Raw genomic sequence first — 18937 nt, forward strand, 5'->3', positions numbered from 1 at the left:
TAATTTTATACCTATCATATATAGAAAGAGAGGATGTAAAATGACTTCACTTTTAAATGTTCAATCACTTAATAAATCTTATAAAGACTCAGATTTCCATCTACACGATATTAACTTTTCAATTTATTCTAATGAGGTAGTGGGCTTAATCGGAAAAAATGGGTCTGGAAAATCTACACTGATTAACACCTTAGTAGGTAACCGTCATTTAGACTCTGGAGAAGTAACATTCTTCAATAAAGCAAGTTCAAATGAAGAAGAATACAAAGAGCATATTGGCGTAGTCTTTGATGATTTACGTGTACCTAATAAATTATCTTTAAAAGAAATTGATAAAATATTTTCAAATATCTATCAATCTTGGGATAGTAAGACATTTCATTCAATCATAAATTATTTTGAATTACCTTTTACTAATGCAATTAAAACATTTTCAAGAGGAATGAGAATGAAAACTGCATTATCTATTGCATTAGCTCATGACACTCGATTATTAATTCTAGATGAAGCAACAGCAGGTATGGATGCATCAGGACGTGAAGAAGTGATAGAATTACTTGAAGATTTTACAGCTAAAGGGAATGCTATTTTACTAGCCTCACATATATCTGATGATATGGAAAAGCTTGCTTCAAAGCTTATATTTATGAAAGATGGCAAAATTATACTAGAAGAAAACAAAGATAATTTACTTAATAATTACGGCATTGTTGAAGTTCCTCAAGTTGATTTTAATGTTCCCACAGAGATGATTATAGCTTCACGTGTTCGTCAAAATAAAATCATTGCTTTAATCAACAATTATCATCAAATTAAAGACGCTCACCCCTTAACAAATATAGACGATGCAACAAAAATTATTATGCGAGGTGAACAGTAATGAAGGGATTTTTATTAAGTATATTTTATACTTCAAAAAAGACACTTATTAGCTATTTTATAGTATCTATTGTAGTAACTGTCATTTTTTCATTTCTTAATCCTTTAATGACTTGTTTTATGCCAATGGTATTTTTGCTTTCTCCAATCACTGACAATATTAAACACGAAAAAGATTCTAAATGGATGTACTATGTTTCTGTTTTCCCAAAAGGAAGAAATATATATGTTAATAGCTATTATGTTGCTTTCTTATCTTTAATACTTACCGGATTATTGGTAGGCCTTATATTTACAGCAATTTTCACACAAAATATAAGTATGATGTTATTATCTGCCTGTATAGGCATAGGCGCAGTAGGAACCTATTCTATTGTTTTTCCACTAACATTTAAATTTGGATCTGAAAATTCTAATGTCATTTTAACAACATCATCAATTATATTAATATTAAGCTTTTTTGTTGTATTGTATGGCCTTTTAATGCCAAACATGATGGATTCTGACTCATTCGCAACTGCCATTGCAACTTTTCATAACGTGATAGTTGGCATTGGTTATGCGCTATTTGGATTAATTATTCTGGCTATAACCTACTTTCTTTCTATGAAAACATTTAAAAAGCAAGATTTATAATTCATATTATTTCCCCGGTGATTAATTTAAAATCGCCGGGAATTTTATTTCCATAATATCGTCTGTCATTTGATAAACAAGTTGATTTATCCCTCTTATTATTAATACTTTTTAGATTATTTATACCTGTAGATTCATTAGTTAAATAATTTTATATTTAATGAAATAACTTTTAATTGTTAAAACTTAAATATTTTTGAAAATGAAGAATAATTTTAAGGAAAATAATTATTTTTTATTAGGTATGGTGTATAATGGAATTGTACATGTAAAATAACTATTATATAGGAATAATAAAATTTGGGGGCTTCAAATGAAAAATCATTTATTTAAGGTAAATCAACGTCAGCGCTATGCTATTCGAAAATTCTCTGTAGGAATTGGGTCAACACTTATTGGCGTCACTCTATTTTTAGGTATGCAAAATCACGCACACGCTGCTGAGAATTCAGAATCAAAAACACAACAAAATACTGAAGAAAACAATGCATCTTCTACACCTAATCAACAAGCTACATCGCCCGATGCTAAATTAAACACAAACAAAACTTCAACGGTATTGAAACACGACCAAAATCAAAGTCAGACTAAACCTGCTCAAACTAATGATTCACATATCACATCTGATATGCAAAACCAACAAACAAGTCAGATGACTAAATCAACACAACAGTTGAATTCAACTCAAGATCAAAATCAAAACAATCAAACAATTAATAAAAAGCAAACACAAAATGAAGCTAAATTTAACGCCACAGAAGCACTTTCTAAACCAACTTCACAACAAGCCAACACTCATGTAGAACCATCACAAGCTCAACCTTCTGTACCTCAGTCAAAGACATTCAATACTCAATCAACACAATCACAAACACAACATCATATCGTTCAACGTCAATTTGTTAAACCTGTTTCTAGAGCTTATGTAGCAAATAATGGCATTGTAAATGTTGATGATGACTCATTTACATTTACTGATTTAAAAAATGCTTTTAATGATGCTAATGTGAGCCAAATTAATTTTAATTCTGATCATCAATTTGAGTTTACTGAAGGTTTAAAATTGAATCGCGGTCTCATCATTAATGTCGCAAACGGTAAAAAAGTAGATTTTAATGCTGCACCTGGACAAGCACAGAAACTTATCGGTATTGATGCATCTCTTGGTAATGGTCAAGCGCTAACAATTAACAACGATGGTCAGTTAAATTTCAATAACTTCAATAAAGGTATCGCTGTTCATGGCGGAGATTCAACTACTCAACTTAACATTAACGGTGGCGAAACAAACTTTAATAACTTTAATCAGTCTGGTATTGATGCTAGTAAGAAATTTGCTGGTGAGATTTCAATCCAAGATGCTCATATTAATACCAATTCCACAAGAGATTCTACGGGATCAACTTTACTATTAGGAGATAGTTTTGATTCAAAATTAAATGTAAATCATTCAACTCTCAATTTGGTTAACAATGGCGATAGCCCTACGAGTAATGCGATTGAATCTAATGCTGGTATAGTGAATTTTAATGATAGTAACATTTACTCTTCTTCTCGAGCACATTACAATTTCAATATTTTTAATCCAGATCATCGACGTGGGGATCAACAAGTTAATTTCTCAAATACTGATTTAAAAGTGAATACCCCTACAGATGCTAATCCATACAAATCTATATGGATATTCAAAGTGCCAGTAGACGCAGTAGGTATTAACTCTGAATTTACACATTTTAATGTAACGAATAATAGTACCATTTCACAAAATATAAATGGATTCACAGGTGATGAAAAAGGTATCGAATTAGAACATTCAACGTTAACTGTTGAAAACGGTACACTTGATTTACGTAGTGTTGGATTTGATAAAGGCTCATCGTTAAATAGCAGTCTAGCATGGCCTTCATTAATCGATATCAAAGATGATTCTAAAGTCACAATTGATAAATTTCATGATTTACCAAGTAATTCAAATGTTTCTACTGATTTCCCTAAAATAATAATTAGCGGTGGATCTGTTAGCCTACCTTTAGATGAAAAAGGTAATGCTCAAGTTCCTACTGGGACTCAAATTGTTAATGAAAATGGTGAAGTTTTAACTCATTTCGCAATTGATAAATCGAATTTAGACAAAAATGTAAACAATAAATATGATTTAACCATTACGAGTGACCCTAATGATCCAATCAATCACCCTGAATATAACTATGGATTAAATGAAAATAAATTACATGATCAAACGGCACATGTATGGGCACCAGCTGTGACAGTTGATTTCTTTAAAGATAAAAATGATGCACAAAATAATCAAAATAGTATAACTGAAGACCACGTCATTACACCTAGAGGGAATACAATTGGTTTAGTAGATAAATCAGCTCCAACTACATTGGATGGTAATCCGGTCAAATGGTTCTATTCAGATAATGATCAACCATATAGCGATGGTGATAAAATTTTAAAAGATACAAAATTATATCCAGTCATTCAAATGATGCCATTAAACGAGGCCCCAACCATTACAACATCTCCACAAGTCATTCATGAAGGTGATCATAATTTTGAAGTGATAAAAGTAGTTACAAGTGCTACTGATAAAGAAGACGGAGATTTAACTAACAAAGTTGAAATTATTGATAACGGTGGTTTTAATGCTGATGTACCAGGACAATATACGATCACAGTTAAAGTAACAGATAGCGAAGGGGCTTCATATATTACTACTGAAACAGTAACCGTGATTCCAGTCGATAGTGATTCTGACAGTGACTCGGATTCTGACAGTGACTCTGACAGCGATTCTGACTCTGACAGTGACTCGGATTCTGACAGTGACTCGGACTCTGATAGCGACTCGGATTCCGATAGTGACTCGGATTCGGACAGCGATTCCGATTCTGACAGCGATTCTGATTCTGACAGTGACTCGGACTCTGATAGCGACTCGGATTCGGATAGTGACTCGGATTCCGATAGTGACTCGGATTCTGACAGCGATTCCGATTCTGACAGCGATTCTGATTCTGACAGTGACTCTGATTCCGATAGTGACTCGGATTCCGATAGTGACTCGGACTCCGACAGTGACTCGGACTCCGACAGTGACTCGGATTCTGACAGTGACTCTGACTCTGATAGCGACTCTGATTCTGATAGCGACTCGGATTCCGATAGTGACTCAGACTCTGACAGCGATTCTGACTCTGACAGTGACTCGGATTCCGATAGTGACTCTGATTCTGACAGTGACTCGGACTCCGACAGTGACTCGGATTCGGATAGCGACTCCGAAACTCATAACGATATAGAACATCATTCTGCATTACATGTCGATTCACATCATCACACAGATAAACTACCTGAAACTGGTCAACAAAATGAATCTTCAAATACGACCTTATTGGGAGGTATCTTGGGAGGTATCTTGGCAGGTATTGCAAGTTTACTCTTATTAGGTAGAAGACGAAAAAATCAAAAATAGTCATCGCGTACTAACTAAATAAAAATAAGACTAGGTAATTATTTATGGCTTATGCATATATATTCACAAACTAACACTGAATATATAATGTATAACCAATAATTATCTAGTCTTTTTCTATTTATGATTGCCATTCTGATTTTAATAAACTATAAACAAAACTATCTTTAAATTGACCTTGTACTTTTTCTTCGCTTCTCAGTCGACCTTCTCTTGTAAAACCTAATCGTTCTGGTATCGCTTGGCTTTTTTTATTTTCAACTGATGCTCTAATTTCCACACGATTTAACTTTAATTCATTGAACGCGTAATCAATCAATGCTTTAGTACACTGTGTCATGATTCCTTTTTTCTGATGATTTTCACCTAAATAATACCCAATTGATGTTTTCTTGTTTACATTGTCAATATAGTGTAATCCAATCACACCAACCAATTGGTCTTCTATCCATATGCCGCAATGAAAACCATTACCGGAGGCAAATTGGCGTAACGCTGCTTGAATAAATTTTCGACTATCTTCAACTTGGTTAGTATAAGCTACAAATGGTAACCATTCTGCTAAATATGACCTCGATTGATCAACAAGATTAAATAATGTATCCGCTTCTCTCTCTTCTAATATCTTTAAAGTTACGTATTCATTTACTTTAAATCCAAACATACTTTACACCCCATTTACATTATTGTCACACAATTCTGTTAATTATCAACATAATAACACACGTTGTGGATAACTTACAATCAATCTCCAACCCTTGATATGCATCGTTTTATCAAATTGTTAATTCAAAATTATCCACAACATCTAAACTTATCCACGAAAAAAGTCTCTATCATTGACTCACCTTTTTTACAAAGTTTTAATCAACGATAGAGACCCTTTATTGATACTTAATTGGGAAATGTCCCTGGATTAAATCCACTTTCCCATTTATCGAAAGGCCAATACCTAAACATCACTTTACCGACAATTTGCTTTTTATCAATCAGACCAACATCTTTATATCGGCTATCATTACTATTTTGTCTATTATCACCTAATACAAGATATTTATCTTCAGGTATTTTAGCTTTCCCATTCGCACCATTAAGTGTTTTGGAATTAAAATCTTCTGTTAAATACTTACCATTTTTATACTTTTTATTTTCACTCAAATAGGGTTCTTTAACTTTTTTATCATTAATATACAATTGATCTTTCTTATATTTAACCGTATCTCCTGGTTTACCAATCAATCGTTTAATATAATCGCTTTTAGAATTAGCATGAAAAATAATGACATCACCGGAATCAATATGATTCAATGTCTTAGATATTTTACTAACTATCACTTTATCTTTATCTTCAAAAGTAGGATGCATCGATTCTCCTGAAACAGTATAAGAAGTACCGATAAATACTGTGAGAATGATAGCGATAATAATACCCATTGCTAATGCAACAATCCACTCGATCATTTCTTTTCCCATAGAAACTCCTTAACTACAAATGATTATTTATTGAACAACACCATTTTTAATTTTGACGTGTTGCCCTTTTTGAATTTTGTCGTATTGCTTTTTGGGTACAACTACAACACGTTTACCTTGTTTCGTATCAAGTGTTACTGTGTATAATTTTTCATGGTCTTTCATTTGATGTTTCAACATGTTCATTTGATATTGAACATTATTTTTCTTTTCCTGACTGGCTTGAGATGCCGAAGAAAAGAGATACAAATATAGCCAGTTATTATAAAATGACGTCGACATAAATTGAGTTTGATATGCTGCACTTGAACTATAAGGACGTCTTGGACTTACTAATGATTTGGTACTCGAGTTAGTTTTATATTGTTTGCTTTGTGCTGACTTAGATTGGCTTGATTTAGCTGCTTGTTGAGACGCTCGTTGACTTGATTGTTGAGCTGCTCGTGATACATTAGCTGCACTTGAACGGCTCATAGAGGAACTTGATGATGTTGATGAAGCACCTCTTGATGAAGCTGATGACGAACTAGATGATGAGCTACTAGAACTACTAGAGCTAGAACCACCTGAAGTACTTGCCGCATCTAGTTGAGTAGACAAAGCAATTGTTGTGATAGTTACAAACGTAATGGTTATTAAACTAAATTTACATAATAAACGCTTCATAAACTCACCTCTATTTATTTAGATACTTCATCCTTAGACACTGCTTTACCTTCTGTTTCATCATCGCCGTACATCATATATGGTGGACGATAAACATGAATCTTTTTACCATCTTTAATAATATATGGTTTCTTATTGCCATCACTTAAGATATGTTCGTAAACATGATCTAAAGTTGTTTTTTCCAAATGGGATTTCCCTTTACTATCTTTATATTTGATTTCAACATTTGGCGTATCTTCATCACCATCATTTAATACTTCGTAGTATTCGTATTCATATTTATCAGATTTTTTACTTTCTTTGGAAGGCTCTTTTTGTTCACCATTACCTCCACACGCAGCTAAAGTTAAACATAATAAACATGTGCTCAATAATAACAAAATCTTTTTCATGAACAGATACTCCTTTTAAATTATAAATATGTAAAACCAATTAATTATATGATTACATAACTTAATTAAATATTTCAATTACATTTACAAAAATTAAATGATTAATTCTAATTTTTTATACGTATTTTTGAATATCACAAATGATTCCCATCAACCACTTTAACCTTTCAAAGCTGTAAGTTTAGGGCGATGATTTGTAAGATTAGATAAAGGCTAGAATGACAGATCACTTCTAAAATAAAGATATAAGCAAATAAGGAGTGATAACATGTCAATCTTACAGGTCAATCAATTATCAAAAATTTATGGCAAGAAGAAGCAATATCAAGCACTTAAAGATATTAATTTTTCAGTTGAAAAGGGTGAATTTATTGCCATTATGGGGCCATCAGGATCCGGTAAAACAACCCTTCTAAATGTCTTAAGTTCAATTGATACTATTTCGAGTGGTTCTGTGATTGTTGACGGTTACAATATAACTCAATTAAAAAATAAACAACTTGCACAATTTCGCAAGACGTCATTAGGCTTTATCTTTCAAGATTATAGTGTTCTACCAACGTTAACAGTTAAGGAAAATATTATGTTGCCTTTATCTGTTCAACAACATAATAAGAAGGAAATGGAGCAACATTATAAAGAGGTTACTGATGCTTTAGGCATTTATGATTTAAGCCAAAAATATCCAAATGAAATATCTGGTGGTCAACAACAACGTACTGCAGGTGCACGTGCATTCGTACATCAACCTAAAATCATTTTCGCCGATGAACCTACTGGTGCGCTAGACTCTAAAAGCGCACAAGATTTATTAAATCGTCTTGAAGAAATGAATCGAAAATTTCAATCCACTATCATAATGGTCACACATGATCCAGTCGCAGCTAGCTTTGCAAAGCGTGTCATTATGTTAAAAGATGGCAATATTCATTCTGAAATTAACCAAGGAGAAGATAGTAAACAAGCCTTTTATGAAAATATCATTCAACTTCAATCTTCTTTAGGTGGTGTGACTCATGTCATTTAATCAAATCACACTTAAAAATTTGCGAATGAATATCAAACATTATGGTATTTATTTATTTTCATTGCTTTTAAGTATCATCTTGTATTTTAGCTTTACCACTTTGCAATTCACACACAGTATTAATAATAACAATGCTTTGGCAATTATTAAAAAAGGCGCCTCTGTGGGATCAGTATTTCTATTTATCATTATCGTGATTTTCTTGATGTACGCGAATCATTTATTTATTAAAAGGCGTACACAAGAGTTTGCCTTATTTCAACTTATAGGCTTAACACGTAGTAATATTTTAAGAATGCTATGTATTGAACAACTAACAATATTTCTAATCACTGGTGTACTAGGTGTGATGATAGGCATATTTGGTTCTCAACTTTTATTGTATATCGCATCAAAATTAATGCATTTAACAATCAAATTGACTATTAGTTTCGAACCTATGGCTTTATCTTTAACATTATTGCTATTAATCATTGCTTTTACACTTATCTTATTCCAAAGCTATATATTCTTAAAAAAGCGTAGTATTTTAGCTTTAATGAAAGACCGCCGTCAGACTGAGGCCACTAAAGTTAAAATTACCTTTTTAGAAGTAATTAGCGGATTGTTAGGTATTGCGATGATTGTTTTAGGTTATTACATGGCTACAGAAATGTTCGGTACTTTTAAACAATTAACATTATCTATGACATCACCGTTTATTATATTATTTCTAACTGTCGTAGGTGCTTATTTATTTTTCCGAAGTACTGTATCACTGATTTTTAAATCAATTAAACATTTTAAACATGGCCATGTCACTATTACAGATGTCGTATTCACCGCTTCAATTATGCATAGAATGAAGAAAAATGCGATGTCTCTAACTATTATTGCAGTTATTTCTGCTGTTACCGTTTCTGTACTTTGTTTCGCTACAATTACACAAGAAAATAGTAACAATACTTTTAAATCTATAGCACCTCAAGATTTTAACTTATCAACTGAAAAGCAAGCTCAATTATTTAAAAAACAATTGGAGAAAAATCATATCAACTATCATACCAAAACGTATGAATCCATATCTCCTAAATCAGTAAAAGATAAGGTTTTGACATTAAAAAATGATAGTAAAAGTATGGCAATACACAACGTGCTTGTACCAAACGACAATCTGAAGGGTACTGACGCAATTATTACAAATACGAAAAATACACCTGGTATTATGGAGATTCATATTAATCAAACGGTAACTGTAAAAGGTAAGCAACAACAAACTTTTAAAGTGACTAAAGAGGATAAAAATAAAATACTGCCACTTGATCTCACATCTAATATGCCAGCTATTGAAGTCAGTCGTGCCGAATTTAATAAATTAAAGACAGCTGATATCACACACAATATATACGGTATTAGTCTTGACCATCATCAAGACATGAAACAAGCCACACACATTGCAAGATCAATTGATCCTAATATTCAATCACAAAATGAAATTAAAAAGGACTTAGATGCGACCAATGGTATTTTAGTATTTGTTACATCATTCCTCGGTTTATCATTTTTAATTGCTGCGGGTTGTATTATTTATATTAAACAGATAGATGAAACTGAAGATGAAATTGATCATTTCCGTATATTAAATCGCATAGGCTTTACTCATCGTGACATGTTAAAAGGGCTAACTTTAAAAATCATTTTCAACTTTGGCCTACCACTCATTATCGCATTATTACATGCTTTATTTGCTGCAATTGCTTTTATGAAATTAATGGGAAACGTGTCATACACTACCATCATTATCGTGATGATTGTGTACACGATTGTCTACTTTGCATTCGCACTAATAGGATTCTTACATTCTAGTCGAGTTATTAAAAAAGCAATTTAGTCATTATTTAAATAAAAAACATAAGGAGAGATTTATCATGAAATTTAAAGATTTAATTAAACAATCATACGAGGATTTGAAAAATTTAAACGTCAATGTATTCAACGTTATTATGTTAACGTTAATCGTTATTGTATTAAGTAGCGCTTTAACACCGATAGCCGGTATCCCAATTGGATTACTAGGTGGCGCCTATGTCTTAAAACGTCGTGATGAAAAACAATAAATAAAGTAGAACAGTGTGTGCCCAATATTGAGCACACACTGTTTTTTTAATGTTTTATACCATCTATGTCTTCAATTCTAATTAAATTATTGATAATTCCTAAATAAAATTGACTTAATTCTTCACCTATACGTTTATAATCTGTTGCATCTAATCCCACAAAATCTAAATGATCCCAACCATTCATCACTGGTTTGACCTGCCAAATACCTTTATCTGTAGTTGGGGAAGTCATCCCTACCGTCTTAGCGGCTTGATTTGTAGGGAATAATGAAGATGACACTGGCACAATACCGTCATTTTTTCTTACATTTACATTATCATCTCTACCAATTAACCTACTTGTTAAATCAAATAAGAAAAATTGTCTAATATTAGGATTTTCATTACCTAATGGTCCCGTATGTGTATCTAATCCCGTATAAGATGTATATACAATATTAGGATTAAGTGACGTCATCTGATTTAGCTTCTCTGAACCTTCAGTCGTTAAATCATAGACTGCACTATCTTGAGTCTTCCAAATCTTACTATTCGCAACGCGTTTCACATAATCAATATAACTTTCATCTGGACGTTGTTTGAATCCCCATTGTGAAAATCCGAGATCAATATGAGAATATTTATTTCCACTTAAGCGACCTATTCTATTAAATACACCTTTTACAAAATCAGTATTACCAAGTTTATCTGCAGCTGGTGTGCCATTATGTGGTGTCGCTAAAGTTGTGATTGATGAAATCATATTATCTTTCCCACCTGTAAATAAAGGAGAAATCTCACCACCATGTGCTTTTTGATAATCTATTTCTTCTTGATTACCATGTCTTAAAAAATGCTCAAGCAGACGTATCGTTTGACCGCCCATACTATGACCTATTAAATGAATCTTTTTACCTGGCTCCCAATCTGGCATAATCCCTTGATAAAATTTACCATATCTATCATGTCCTGTTTTAGCAGCATGTGCTGCACCATAATCTACTTTTCCACCTTTAATATAATGATACAGTTCTACAGCGCGGTCATAGTTACTACTAAAAGCACCGACACTCGCTTCATGCACGTCATAACCTAGTTTCTCTAATCGTTTCTTAACTGGGAATTTCGTACCACTCCAATAATTAGGATACAAAGCTGGTGCATTGTCACCCACTAACCCTAAAAATCCATGTACTAGCACTACCGGATATTTGTTTTTATATTGATTACTTTTGATAGTAGCTTCATCTGTATTTTTAGGTTTAATATTCTGATTTGTAGTTTGTTGTTGTGTTGGTTTAGTAGAAATATTTGTGTTAACTTTTTGACCTGGAGTTGAATGGGATTGGGTCTTTAATGAATGCGGTTTATGTTGTTGGCTGTGTGACTTTACAGAAGTTGTGTTGTCTTTGCTTTTATTGTTACTTTGCTGCTTGGTATCTTTTTGCTCAATTGGCTGGTTATCTAATTTTTCTTTTACATCATTTCGAGATTGTAATTGTTGGTTATCTTTTTGTGGTTTAACATCTAGACGTTGCTTTTGTTGTTTATTATTTGATGAATTAGGATGTTCTTTTTGGTTTAATTGCGAATTGTTAGATTGTTTATTATCAACCTTCTTGTTTTTATCTTGATACTGATCTTGAATACGCTTATGATTATCTACTTTTTCAATTTTTTCTGGTTCGGTATTAGGTGTTTTGTCATCACTAGGTTGCTGTTTGTTATGACTTTCCTGATTATTAATGGAGGGCCCTTTTGAAGAGTGATTAGCCGTCTGATTAGAAGCAGGTTGTTCCTGTTTTTCAACTTGCTCTGCTTGTGTTAATTTCTGTATTTCCTTATTTTCGGCTTTTGAGGATTGTTGCTCATTTTGTTGAGAATAAGACTGCGCGTCGTCTACTTTATTAATATTTTTGTCGATTTCCGATTCTTTTGAAGACACATTAGCATCTTGGTCGGAAGGCTTTGAGTGAGAAAGAACTGATTCTTGTGATAAGTGGGAGGATTGTTGCTCAGCAGCTTGAACGTCATGTTCTGAAACAAAAAATGTAATACCAGCTACAATTGATACAACACCTATTGTAAATTTTCGAATACTAAACTGTCTTTTAGAATTATTATTTTTCAAAAAAATCACCTCTATAAGTATTTCACTCACTTATAGATTCAAAAAAATAACTGTTAATTAATTTCATCATATAATCCTTAAACATCTTTAATTTTTTATTTACATTTTGGTAAAGTTTTTTATTAATTTTATACTATATAGATTGATAAATTAGATAACTAATGGTTATGTTTGTTATATTGAAAATATCTTTCTAATTTAAGGAGTTCCTTTCATGGATCAATATCAAGAGTTATTCAATAATCCAAGTGGTTTTATATTTATACTTTTTATCTTCTATTTAATAGCAAGTTTATTTTTCTTTACCTTAACTGTATTTATTGGATTGAAACCTGTATCGTTTAAAGAAAAAATCTTAACAATCGTTATTTTAACTACTGTATTGACCCTTACTTTAACAGGTCTTTCATATGTCATTATTAATTAATAAAAAGGGGCACCGATATGATGGTGTCCCTTTATTTGAATATTTTAAATGGCATCAATCTTAATAAAATTTTACCATTATGATTATGTTTGTCTGTTAATACTTTCACTATGGATTGCGCGCCTTCATTTACTGAACGCATTAAAAATCCTTTTTGATGATTATTCAGGTCTGTCGTAATACCTCCGGGCATTACACCAAATATTTCAACCGGTATTTTATTTTTCTTAAAATGTCTACCGAATAATTTAATCATCGAATTTAATGGAGATTTAGTTGCAATATAACTAAATGGATGGAAAAAGCTATTAGGATTCAAAGGTATCGTTAAATTTAATATTCTTCCGTGATTTTTAGCTAAAATAGGTGTAAATGTCTTAATCATTTCGAAATTACCAAAGAAATTGACCTCTGCCAGTTCCCTTAATTCATCAAGTTCAACATCCAGTGGTGATGCGTTCATATTGCCTGAAATACCCGCATTATTAATCAATGCTTTCAAATCAGAATGTTGTGTTGCTATATAATCAGCGGCTGCATGTATGGTATCAATATTATTTAAATCAATTTGTATCCATTCAGCTGTTATACCTTTATTTTCGAGTGTCTTAACGGCAGCACGACCTCTTTCTTCATTACGTGCACCTAATAATATCGTCCAACCTTTGTCACCTAGTTGTTTTACCGTTTCAAAACCAATCCCCTTATTTGCGCCAGTTATTAATACTTTTTGTCTCATATATATACTCCTATTAATATGTCTTATTGTTAATCCCACTATACAATATTGATACTTTTAAATCACATTATTTCCTTTTATTCATAAATTTACAATTGGTGATTAAAGTAATTAATTGAAATAAATCAATTTATTAGGTTCTCTCATTAGTAATTGCTAAAATGCTAAAAAAGGAGGTAATAAATATGGAAGATAAAAGACTATTTTATAACCAACCTGGTGTTGTTATTAAAATGAAAGCTAAGGAAGGTAGAGGTCAAGAATTGTTCGATTTATGTTTAAAAGCTAAACATTTAGAAGAATTGGGCATCGATGATCCTACTGATTGGGTTTTATGTCGTTCAGATGAAGATAATGATGTTTTATTAGCCTTTGAATTTTTCAGAAGTGATGAAGCTAAAGACAATCACTACTCTAAACCTAGTACTGAAGACGAAACAAATGAGATTATGGAATTATTAGCAGATATTCCTCAACGTATAGACACACACATTGTATATTCTAGCGAAACTGAAAAATAACTCATTTTAACAATAAAATTTTCTAACTGACATAAAAAGGTGATTTCTATGGATTTAATATAGAGGTCGCCTTTTTGTCTAATTTTTTCTTTTAATAGTAATATCAATAAATTAATCTCATCATTTTTCAGATAAGGTATAAACTATCAATACACTCTATACGTTTGCCCTGTTTGTGCACCTTCTACACTTTTAACAAATGCATTAGCTACCTTATCGACAGGTACTGCTGTGAAACCTTTAAAGAATTCTCCATACTTATCTAATGCTTCTTCAACTACATTAGGACTAACATTATTAATTCTTAAACCATGTTTTAATTCTACAGCAGCTGAAGTCACAAAACCTGCGATACCGCCATTAGCCATTGCTGCTGAAGATCCTAGTTTTATAGGATCGTCCATCATAATACCTGATGTTAACGTAAAACTGCCATTTTCATTTAAATAATGTTGACCAATTAATACTAAATTGATTTGGCCCAATAACTTACTTTGAATCGCTACATTATTTTCTTCTAAGCTAATCTCAGACAACGCTTTGAATGTAGCACCGCCTGTTGCACTGACAATTGCATCAATATTATCAATATCTTTATACATTTTTTCGATTTGTTCTGGAGACGTAATATCCAACTGATAGTCACCAGATTGACTTCCTACTTCAATCACTTCATGATGATTTTCTTTTAGTTTTTCTGCTACTTTACTACCAATAGTTCCACTTGCGCCAATAACAATAACCTTCATGAGATACCTCCTGTATATTTTAACGTTTTCATGAATCACAGTATCACACGCAATATTTAATTAAAGTAAGACGCTCAATTATAAGGTCTGAAAAAGCAAATAATCCACCATTTATTCATCATCTGCTTCGATCATATTATTTATTAATTTTTTGTCCTTCTAATTTCGAAGAGACAAATCCCATTTTAGCGTTACCTTTCATTTTGGTACTATCTAGAGAAACATTAAATTTTAAGTTGAGTTTCATTGTTTTTTTTACACTTTGTTGCCAAGTGACATTATTTTGATTGATTTGAATATTGTTAAGTTCAGAAATATTATCTTTATCACTTTGATCAATAGCAATTCCATATATTTGTTGGTCTTTTTCATAGAAATGATATTCAATATTTAATTCTGCGATTGGCGTCTTAATAGTTACATTCCAATAGCCAAGTAAATGATGATAATCCGCTTCTTCTCCATCAATTTGTTGAGCTTGACCACTAACATCTTCTTCTGTTGCCGTAGATTGATCTACAGATAACTTAGGTGCCTGCCCGACATTTTTCCACACCGTGCCACGTTTTTCATATTGAAACAAACGTTCAATTTCGTAAGCGATTTGTGGTCCTAATTCTCTTTCAACTAAATAAAATGCTAAATCTAATCCTGACGTTACACCTGCACCTGAAACAATGTCGCCATCATCTACTACACGTGCATTAACTACATGTGCACCAGCCCCTTCAAGCAAATCTAGTCCCATAAAGTGTGCTGTAACATGTCTGTCCTTAATAATATCTGCCATGGCTAATAATACGCCACCACCACATACACTAGCAATTGTCATATTCGGGTTACGATGGACCTCTTTAATTTTATCTGTCACACCTTGATTTGCTATTTTATTCAATTTAAATGGTATAGAGGTCTCACTTTTCATATTTATTGAACCAGAAGCCCCTGGTATTAAGACTAATCCAGTTGTTTGAGTATCAAGTGTTGTTTCAGCTTGTAATTCATAATTACTAATACCGTTTTTAAATGTTCGTCTTTCATCGATACTCACAAATCTCACATCTATCGTTTCATCCGTATATTCAGTGGCAGCTAATAATACCTCATATGGTGCCATTACATCTAAAATATCTACCTCATCAAATAATAAAATCTGAACTTTCATCTCTATCTCTCCTCAAATCTATTTATCAATGCATATTTCATACTAACCGATATTAATTTGCATTTACTATTATAATGACCTCAATTAAACAAATCTTAAAAAGTTAAAAGCCATCAAATGGCTTTAACTAATACCATTTGATGGCCTATATCATTCAAATTTCTATTTTTTATAACATTTATTATTTAAAATCCAATACCACTATGTGTAATATTTATATTTGTCACTTTATTATTTTTTATACTAAATATCACGCCGGGTCCTTGATTTGTTGGTTTATAACTTAATACTGATTTCTCCTTAGATGACGTTTGATAAGGATCCATTCTTTTTTAATTCATTACTCTTTTTTTAATATCATTTGAACATTATATATAAATATCCTACTAAAATGGCTATTCCAATAATACTATTATGAATCATATGAACCATCATACTATCTTTGATATTACCTCTACGTGAGTAGGCAAGATAAAACACCATACCCATTGATGTATACATAATAAATGAAATAATATTATTAATACCGTGTTGTGAACCAAAAACGATTGAAGAAATAATGAACGGTAACCAAAATGAAGTCTTTTTAAATAAAGTCTCTTTGAATATACCTCGATATATAAGTTCTTCAAGATATGGTGTAATAAAACTGATGGTAATTACAAAAATGATAAAAGGAAATACTTGTGCAAGTTGGCTTGCATTTGTTGCTTGTTGATTCATATCACCAAACAATAGCTTATCGTTACTTGTTTGAGCAGACCCTGTGACTTTGTATAAAAGGAACAAAAATGCATAGACAATAATACGAAGTAAGACTGCCCACCCTATATTAATACCAATATCTTTCGTCGTAAATTTGCCCGTATGTTCATAAGTATGCCGTCTATAGTACCGTCTAATTAACCAAACCACTACTGATACAACAATAAGATATAAGACGGTGGACATTGTAGCTTTCAAAGTGTCCATTTTAACCGATAAATTTGTAATCGTAAGTATGATAATAATAGGTAATTGCGCTAGAATCATCCAACCTATAAAAATGAGGATATTTAATGCTATATTTCCTTTCGGTAAAACATCGCTTTGATTTTTTGATAAATCTTCATTCTGATTTTCCTTATGTTGTTCATTCATTTCATCATGATTAGTCATATTAAATACCACCTTTTTTCATCATATTATTCATTTAACAATCGGAAAACTTTATACAATAATGGGTGGATAGGCTTAATGAAATCTCCAATTAATTCTTCAATGTGGGTTCCGAATCCTTTTTTAAACTGTTGTACGCCTAAATCATCTGCTGTCTTGCTAAAATCTCCAGTAATACCATAAAAATTATATTTAGGAATCTCATGTTTTATAGCAAACTTAATCATATGCCATTGCAAAGCATACGCACCTTTATATTGATAGTAATGTGGATTTGAACCACTGGATAAATAATAAACTTCATCTTTTGTAGCTATATATAAGGCTGCTGCTAAATCAATTACATGTCCATCTGTTTGAATGATGTCTTGTGTTTCTGTAATTTTCTTTTCGTTACTATTCCATTGCTGTTCTAACTGTTTTAACTTGTTCTTACTCTTTTTAGAATTAGGATGCCCACTTAACTTATCTTTTGTGTTTTCTATATCTTTAGCTATTTCAGATGATTTTTTAATTAATTGATTTTTATAATCATCTAAATTAATATATGAAAGCTTAATCATTGCCTCATTCGAATACATTAACAGTACTTCTTTAAAAAATTGATATGGATTTGCCCTATATTTAAAATGATGTCGTTCTTCAGCCATTTTAAATAATTGATAAAAGCGATCAATTTCTGATATGTCTAACGTTATTGTCTTAACACCCATTTCAATCGCATGTTGAACATGACGCCTGGTTTTATATTCCATATTTTTTAAGACATCTTCTTTTTGTCCTTCCATATCTAGTACAGATAGCCATCTAATTTGACTCTTTTGAGAATAGCCAATCGTTAAGCCTTGGTGCTGATAACCTAATTGATGTAATGTGTGAATTAATTCTTTATTATTAATCGGTGTCACAATATCTCCTGCAGTATTCCGAACATTTTCTAAAATATACGGATCTATAGAAGCAAATAGTGCTCGTTTTTTTTGTAGATATGTTGTTAAGCCTTTAAAGAAGCATTTTACTAATTCAAGATGATTAAAATCTAATATCGGGCCTTTTTGAGAATAAAAATACTTAAAAAATTTTAACGCTCTAGATTCCGTTAATAAACAAGCTGCTATGACCTCATTTTCATTATTTTTGACACCAACTAAGTGTGCTTCTTCGCCATTTGTTTTTCTATATTTAAATTGATCAATACATTGAGTAAAATGGACCTTATTATTTTGAATAAAATTGTCATATTCTGTCTCTGTTAGTTGCGTAAAATACATAATTTAATCCCCTTATTCACTTTATATAAAATAAACGGCTGATGACCTGTCTCACCAACCGTTTGCGATTACTCAATTTTTCTCAACTTTGCTATAAATAGGCTAGTAAAATTGTAAAAAATGAATTCCATATAAAATTTT

At 31.7% G+C, this 18937-nt stretch carries 18 protein-coding genes; 8 read left to right on the top strand and 10 right to left on the bottom strand.

Annotated features, from left to right (window positions below):
• Positions 1-40 precede the first annotated feature (40 nt).
• From ACZ267_RS06410 to ACZ267_RS06420, 3 genes are all read left to right on the top strand, one after another.
• Positions 41-880 (top strand): ABC transporter ATP-binding protein, encoded by an 840-nt coding sequence (locus ACZ267_RS06410; RefSeq protein WP_002466312.1) that lies wholly within the window; start codon positions 41-43, stop codon positions 878-880.
• Complete coding sequence (locus ACZ267_RS06415; RefSeq protein ID WP_002466347.1) at positions 880-1515, top strand: ABC-2 transporter permease; 636 nt, start codon at positions 880-882, stop codon at positions 1513-1515. Before ACZ267_RS06410 ends, ACZ267_RS06415 begins: the two co-directional genes overlap by 1 nt.
• Positions 1516-1828: 313 nt before the next feature.
• The gene (locus ACZ267_RS06420) at positions 1829-4996 is read left to right on the top strand and encodes a YSIRK-type signal peptide-containing protein (RefSeq protein ID WP_463680296.1); all 3168 of its coding nucleotides are present in this window, start codon (positions 1829-1831) and stop codon (positions 4994-4996) included.
• A 121-nt stretch (positions 4997-5117) separates the two neighbouring features.
• On the opposite strand, the gene ACZ267_RS06425 is transcribed toward ACZ267_RS06420, so the two are convergent.
• The 4 genes from ACZ267_RS06425 to ACZ267_RS06440 all read right to left on the bottom strand — a co-directional run bounded on the left by ACZ267_RS06425 (position 5118) and on the right by ACZ267_RS06440 (position 7530).
• Complete coding sequence (locus ACZ267_RS06425) at positions 5118-5660, bottom strand: GNAT family N-acetyltransferase (RefSeq protein WP_047210617.1); 543 nt, start codon at positions 5658-5660, stop codon at positions 5118-5120.
• Positions 5661-5890: 230 nt separating this feature from the next.
• Positions 5891-6469, bottom strand: a complete 579-nt coding sequence (lepB, locus tag ACZ267_RS06430; RefSeq protein ID WP_047210616.1) for a signal peptidase I — start codon at positions 6467-6469, stop codon at positions 5891-5893.
• A gap of 27 nt (positions 6470-6496) precedes the next feature.
• Positions 6497-7135: a hypothetical protein gene (locus tag ACZ267_RS06435; protein ID WP_047210615.1), complete on the bottom strand. Its 639-nt coding sequence runs from the start codon at positions 7133-7135 to the stop codon at positions 6497-6499.
• 14 nt (positions 7136-7149) lie between these two features.
• Positions 7150-7530, bottom strand: coding sequence for a hypothetical protein (locus ACZ267_RS06440; RefSeq protein WP_002466315.1), 381 nt, complete (start codon positions 7528-7530; stop codon positions 7150-7152).
• Between the two features lie 268 nt (positions 7531-7798).
• On the opposite strand from ACZ267_RS06440, the gene ACZ267_RS06445 reads away from it, so the two are divergent.
• The 3 genes from ACZ267_RS06445 to ACZ267_RS06455 are packed head-to-tail and all read left to right on the top strand — an operon-like array spanning position 7799 to position 10653.
• Positions 7799-8557, top strand: coding sequence for an ABC transporter ATP-binding protein (locus tag ACZ267_RS06445; RefSeq protein WP_047210614.1), 759 nt, complete (start codon positions 7799-7801; stop codon positions 8555-8557).
• Complete coding sequence (locus tag ACZ267_RS06450; RefSeq protein ID WP_058714825.1) at positions 8547-10427, top strand: FtsX-like permease family protein; 1881 nt, start codon at positions 8547-8549, stop codon at positions 10425-10427. The genes ACZ267_RS06445 and ACZ267_RS06450 overlap by 11 nt, the downstream gene beginning before the upstream one ends.
• A 37-nt stretch (positions 10428-10464) precedes the next feature.
• Positions 10465-10653 (top strand): VraH family peptide resistance protein, encoded by a 189-nt coding sequence (locus tag ACZ267_RS06455; RefSeq protein ID WP_002451605.1) that lies wholly within the window; start codon positions 10465-10467, stop codon positions 10651-10653.
• 46 nt (positions 10654-10699) lie between these two features.
• Here the strand turns inward: ACZ267_RS06455 and lip are convergent, their stop codons facing one another.
• Positions 10700-12766: a YSIRK-targeted triacylglycerol lipase gene (gene lip / locus ACZ267_RS06460; protein ID WP_047210612.1), complete on the bottom strand. Its 2067-nt coding sequence runs from the start codon at positions 12764-12766 to the stop codon at positions 10700-10702.
• A 214-nt stretch (positions 12767-12980) separates the two neighbouring features.
• On the opposite strand from lip, the gene ACZ267_RS06465 reads away from it, so the two are divergent.
• Positions 12981-13193 (top strand): hypothetical protein, encoded by a 213-nt coding sequence (locus tag ACZ267_RS06465; protein ID WP_047210611.1) that lies wholly within the window; start codon positions 12981-12983, stop codon positions 13191-13193.
• 31 nt (positions 13194-13224) lie between these two features.
• Here ACZ267_RS06465 and ACZ267_RS06470 read toward each other — a convergent pair whose 3' ends face one another.
• Positions 13225-13932 carry an SDR family NAD(P)-dependent oxidoreductase gene (locus tag ACZ267_RS06470; protein ID WP_047210610.1) on the bottom strand — a complete coding sequence of 236 codons (708 nt, stop codon included), beginning with the start codon at positions 13930-13932 and terminating at the stop codon, positions 13225-13227.
• A gap of 185 nt (positions 13933-14117) precedes the next feature.
• Here ACZ267_RS06470 and ACZ267_RS06475 point away from each other — a divergent pair, with 185 nt between their 5' ends.
• Complete coding sequence (locus tag ACZ267_RS06475; RefSeq protein ID WP_002466328.1) at positions 14118-14453, top strand: antibiotic biosynthesis monooxygenase family protein; 336 nt, start codon at positions 14118-14120, stop codon at positions 14451-14453.
• A gap of 146 nt (positions 14454-14599) precedes the next feature.
• Here ACZ267_RS06475 and ACZ267_RS06480 read toward each other — a convergent pair whose 3' ends face one another.
• The 4 genes from ACZ267_RS06480 to ACZ267_RS06495 form a co-directional block, all read right to left on the bottom strand.
• Positions 14600-15202, bottom strand: coding sequence for a short chain dehydrogenase (locus tag ACZ267_RS06480; RefSeq protein WP_047210609.1), 603 nt, complete (start codon positions 15200-15202; stop codon positions 14600-14602).
• 136 nt (positions 15203-15338) lie between these two features.
• On the bottom strand, positions 15339-16367 hold the full coding sequence (locus ACZ267_RS06485) for a DJ-1/PfpI family protein (protein ID WP_047210608.1): 1029 nt from the start codon (positions 16365-16367) through the stop codon (positions 15339-15341).
• Positions 16368-16724: 357 nt separating this feature from the next.
• Positions 16725-17525: a CPBP family intramembrane glutamic endopeptidase gene (locus ACZ267_RS06490; protein WP_047210607.1), complete on the bottom strand. Its 801-nt coding sequence runs from the start codon at positions 17523-17525 to the stop codon at positions 16725-16727.
• Between the two features lie 26 nt (positions 17526-17551).
• The gene (locus tag ACZ267_RS06495; protein WP_079449091.1) at positions 17552-18796 is read right to left on the bottom strand and encodes an aminoacyltransferase; all 1245 of its coding nucleotides are present in this window, start codon (positions 18794-18796) and stop codon (positions 17552-17554) included.
• Between the last annotated feature and the right edge of the window lie 141 nt (positions 18797-18937).

The sequence above is a fragment of the Staphylococcus sp. AC872 genome, assembly GCF_979255425.1.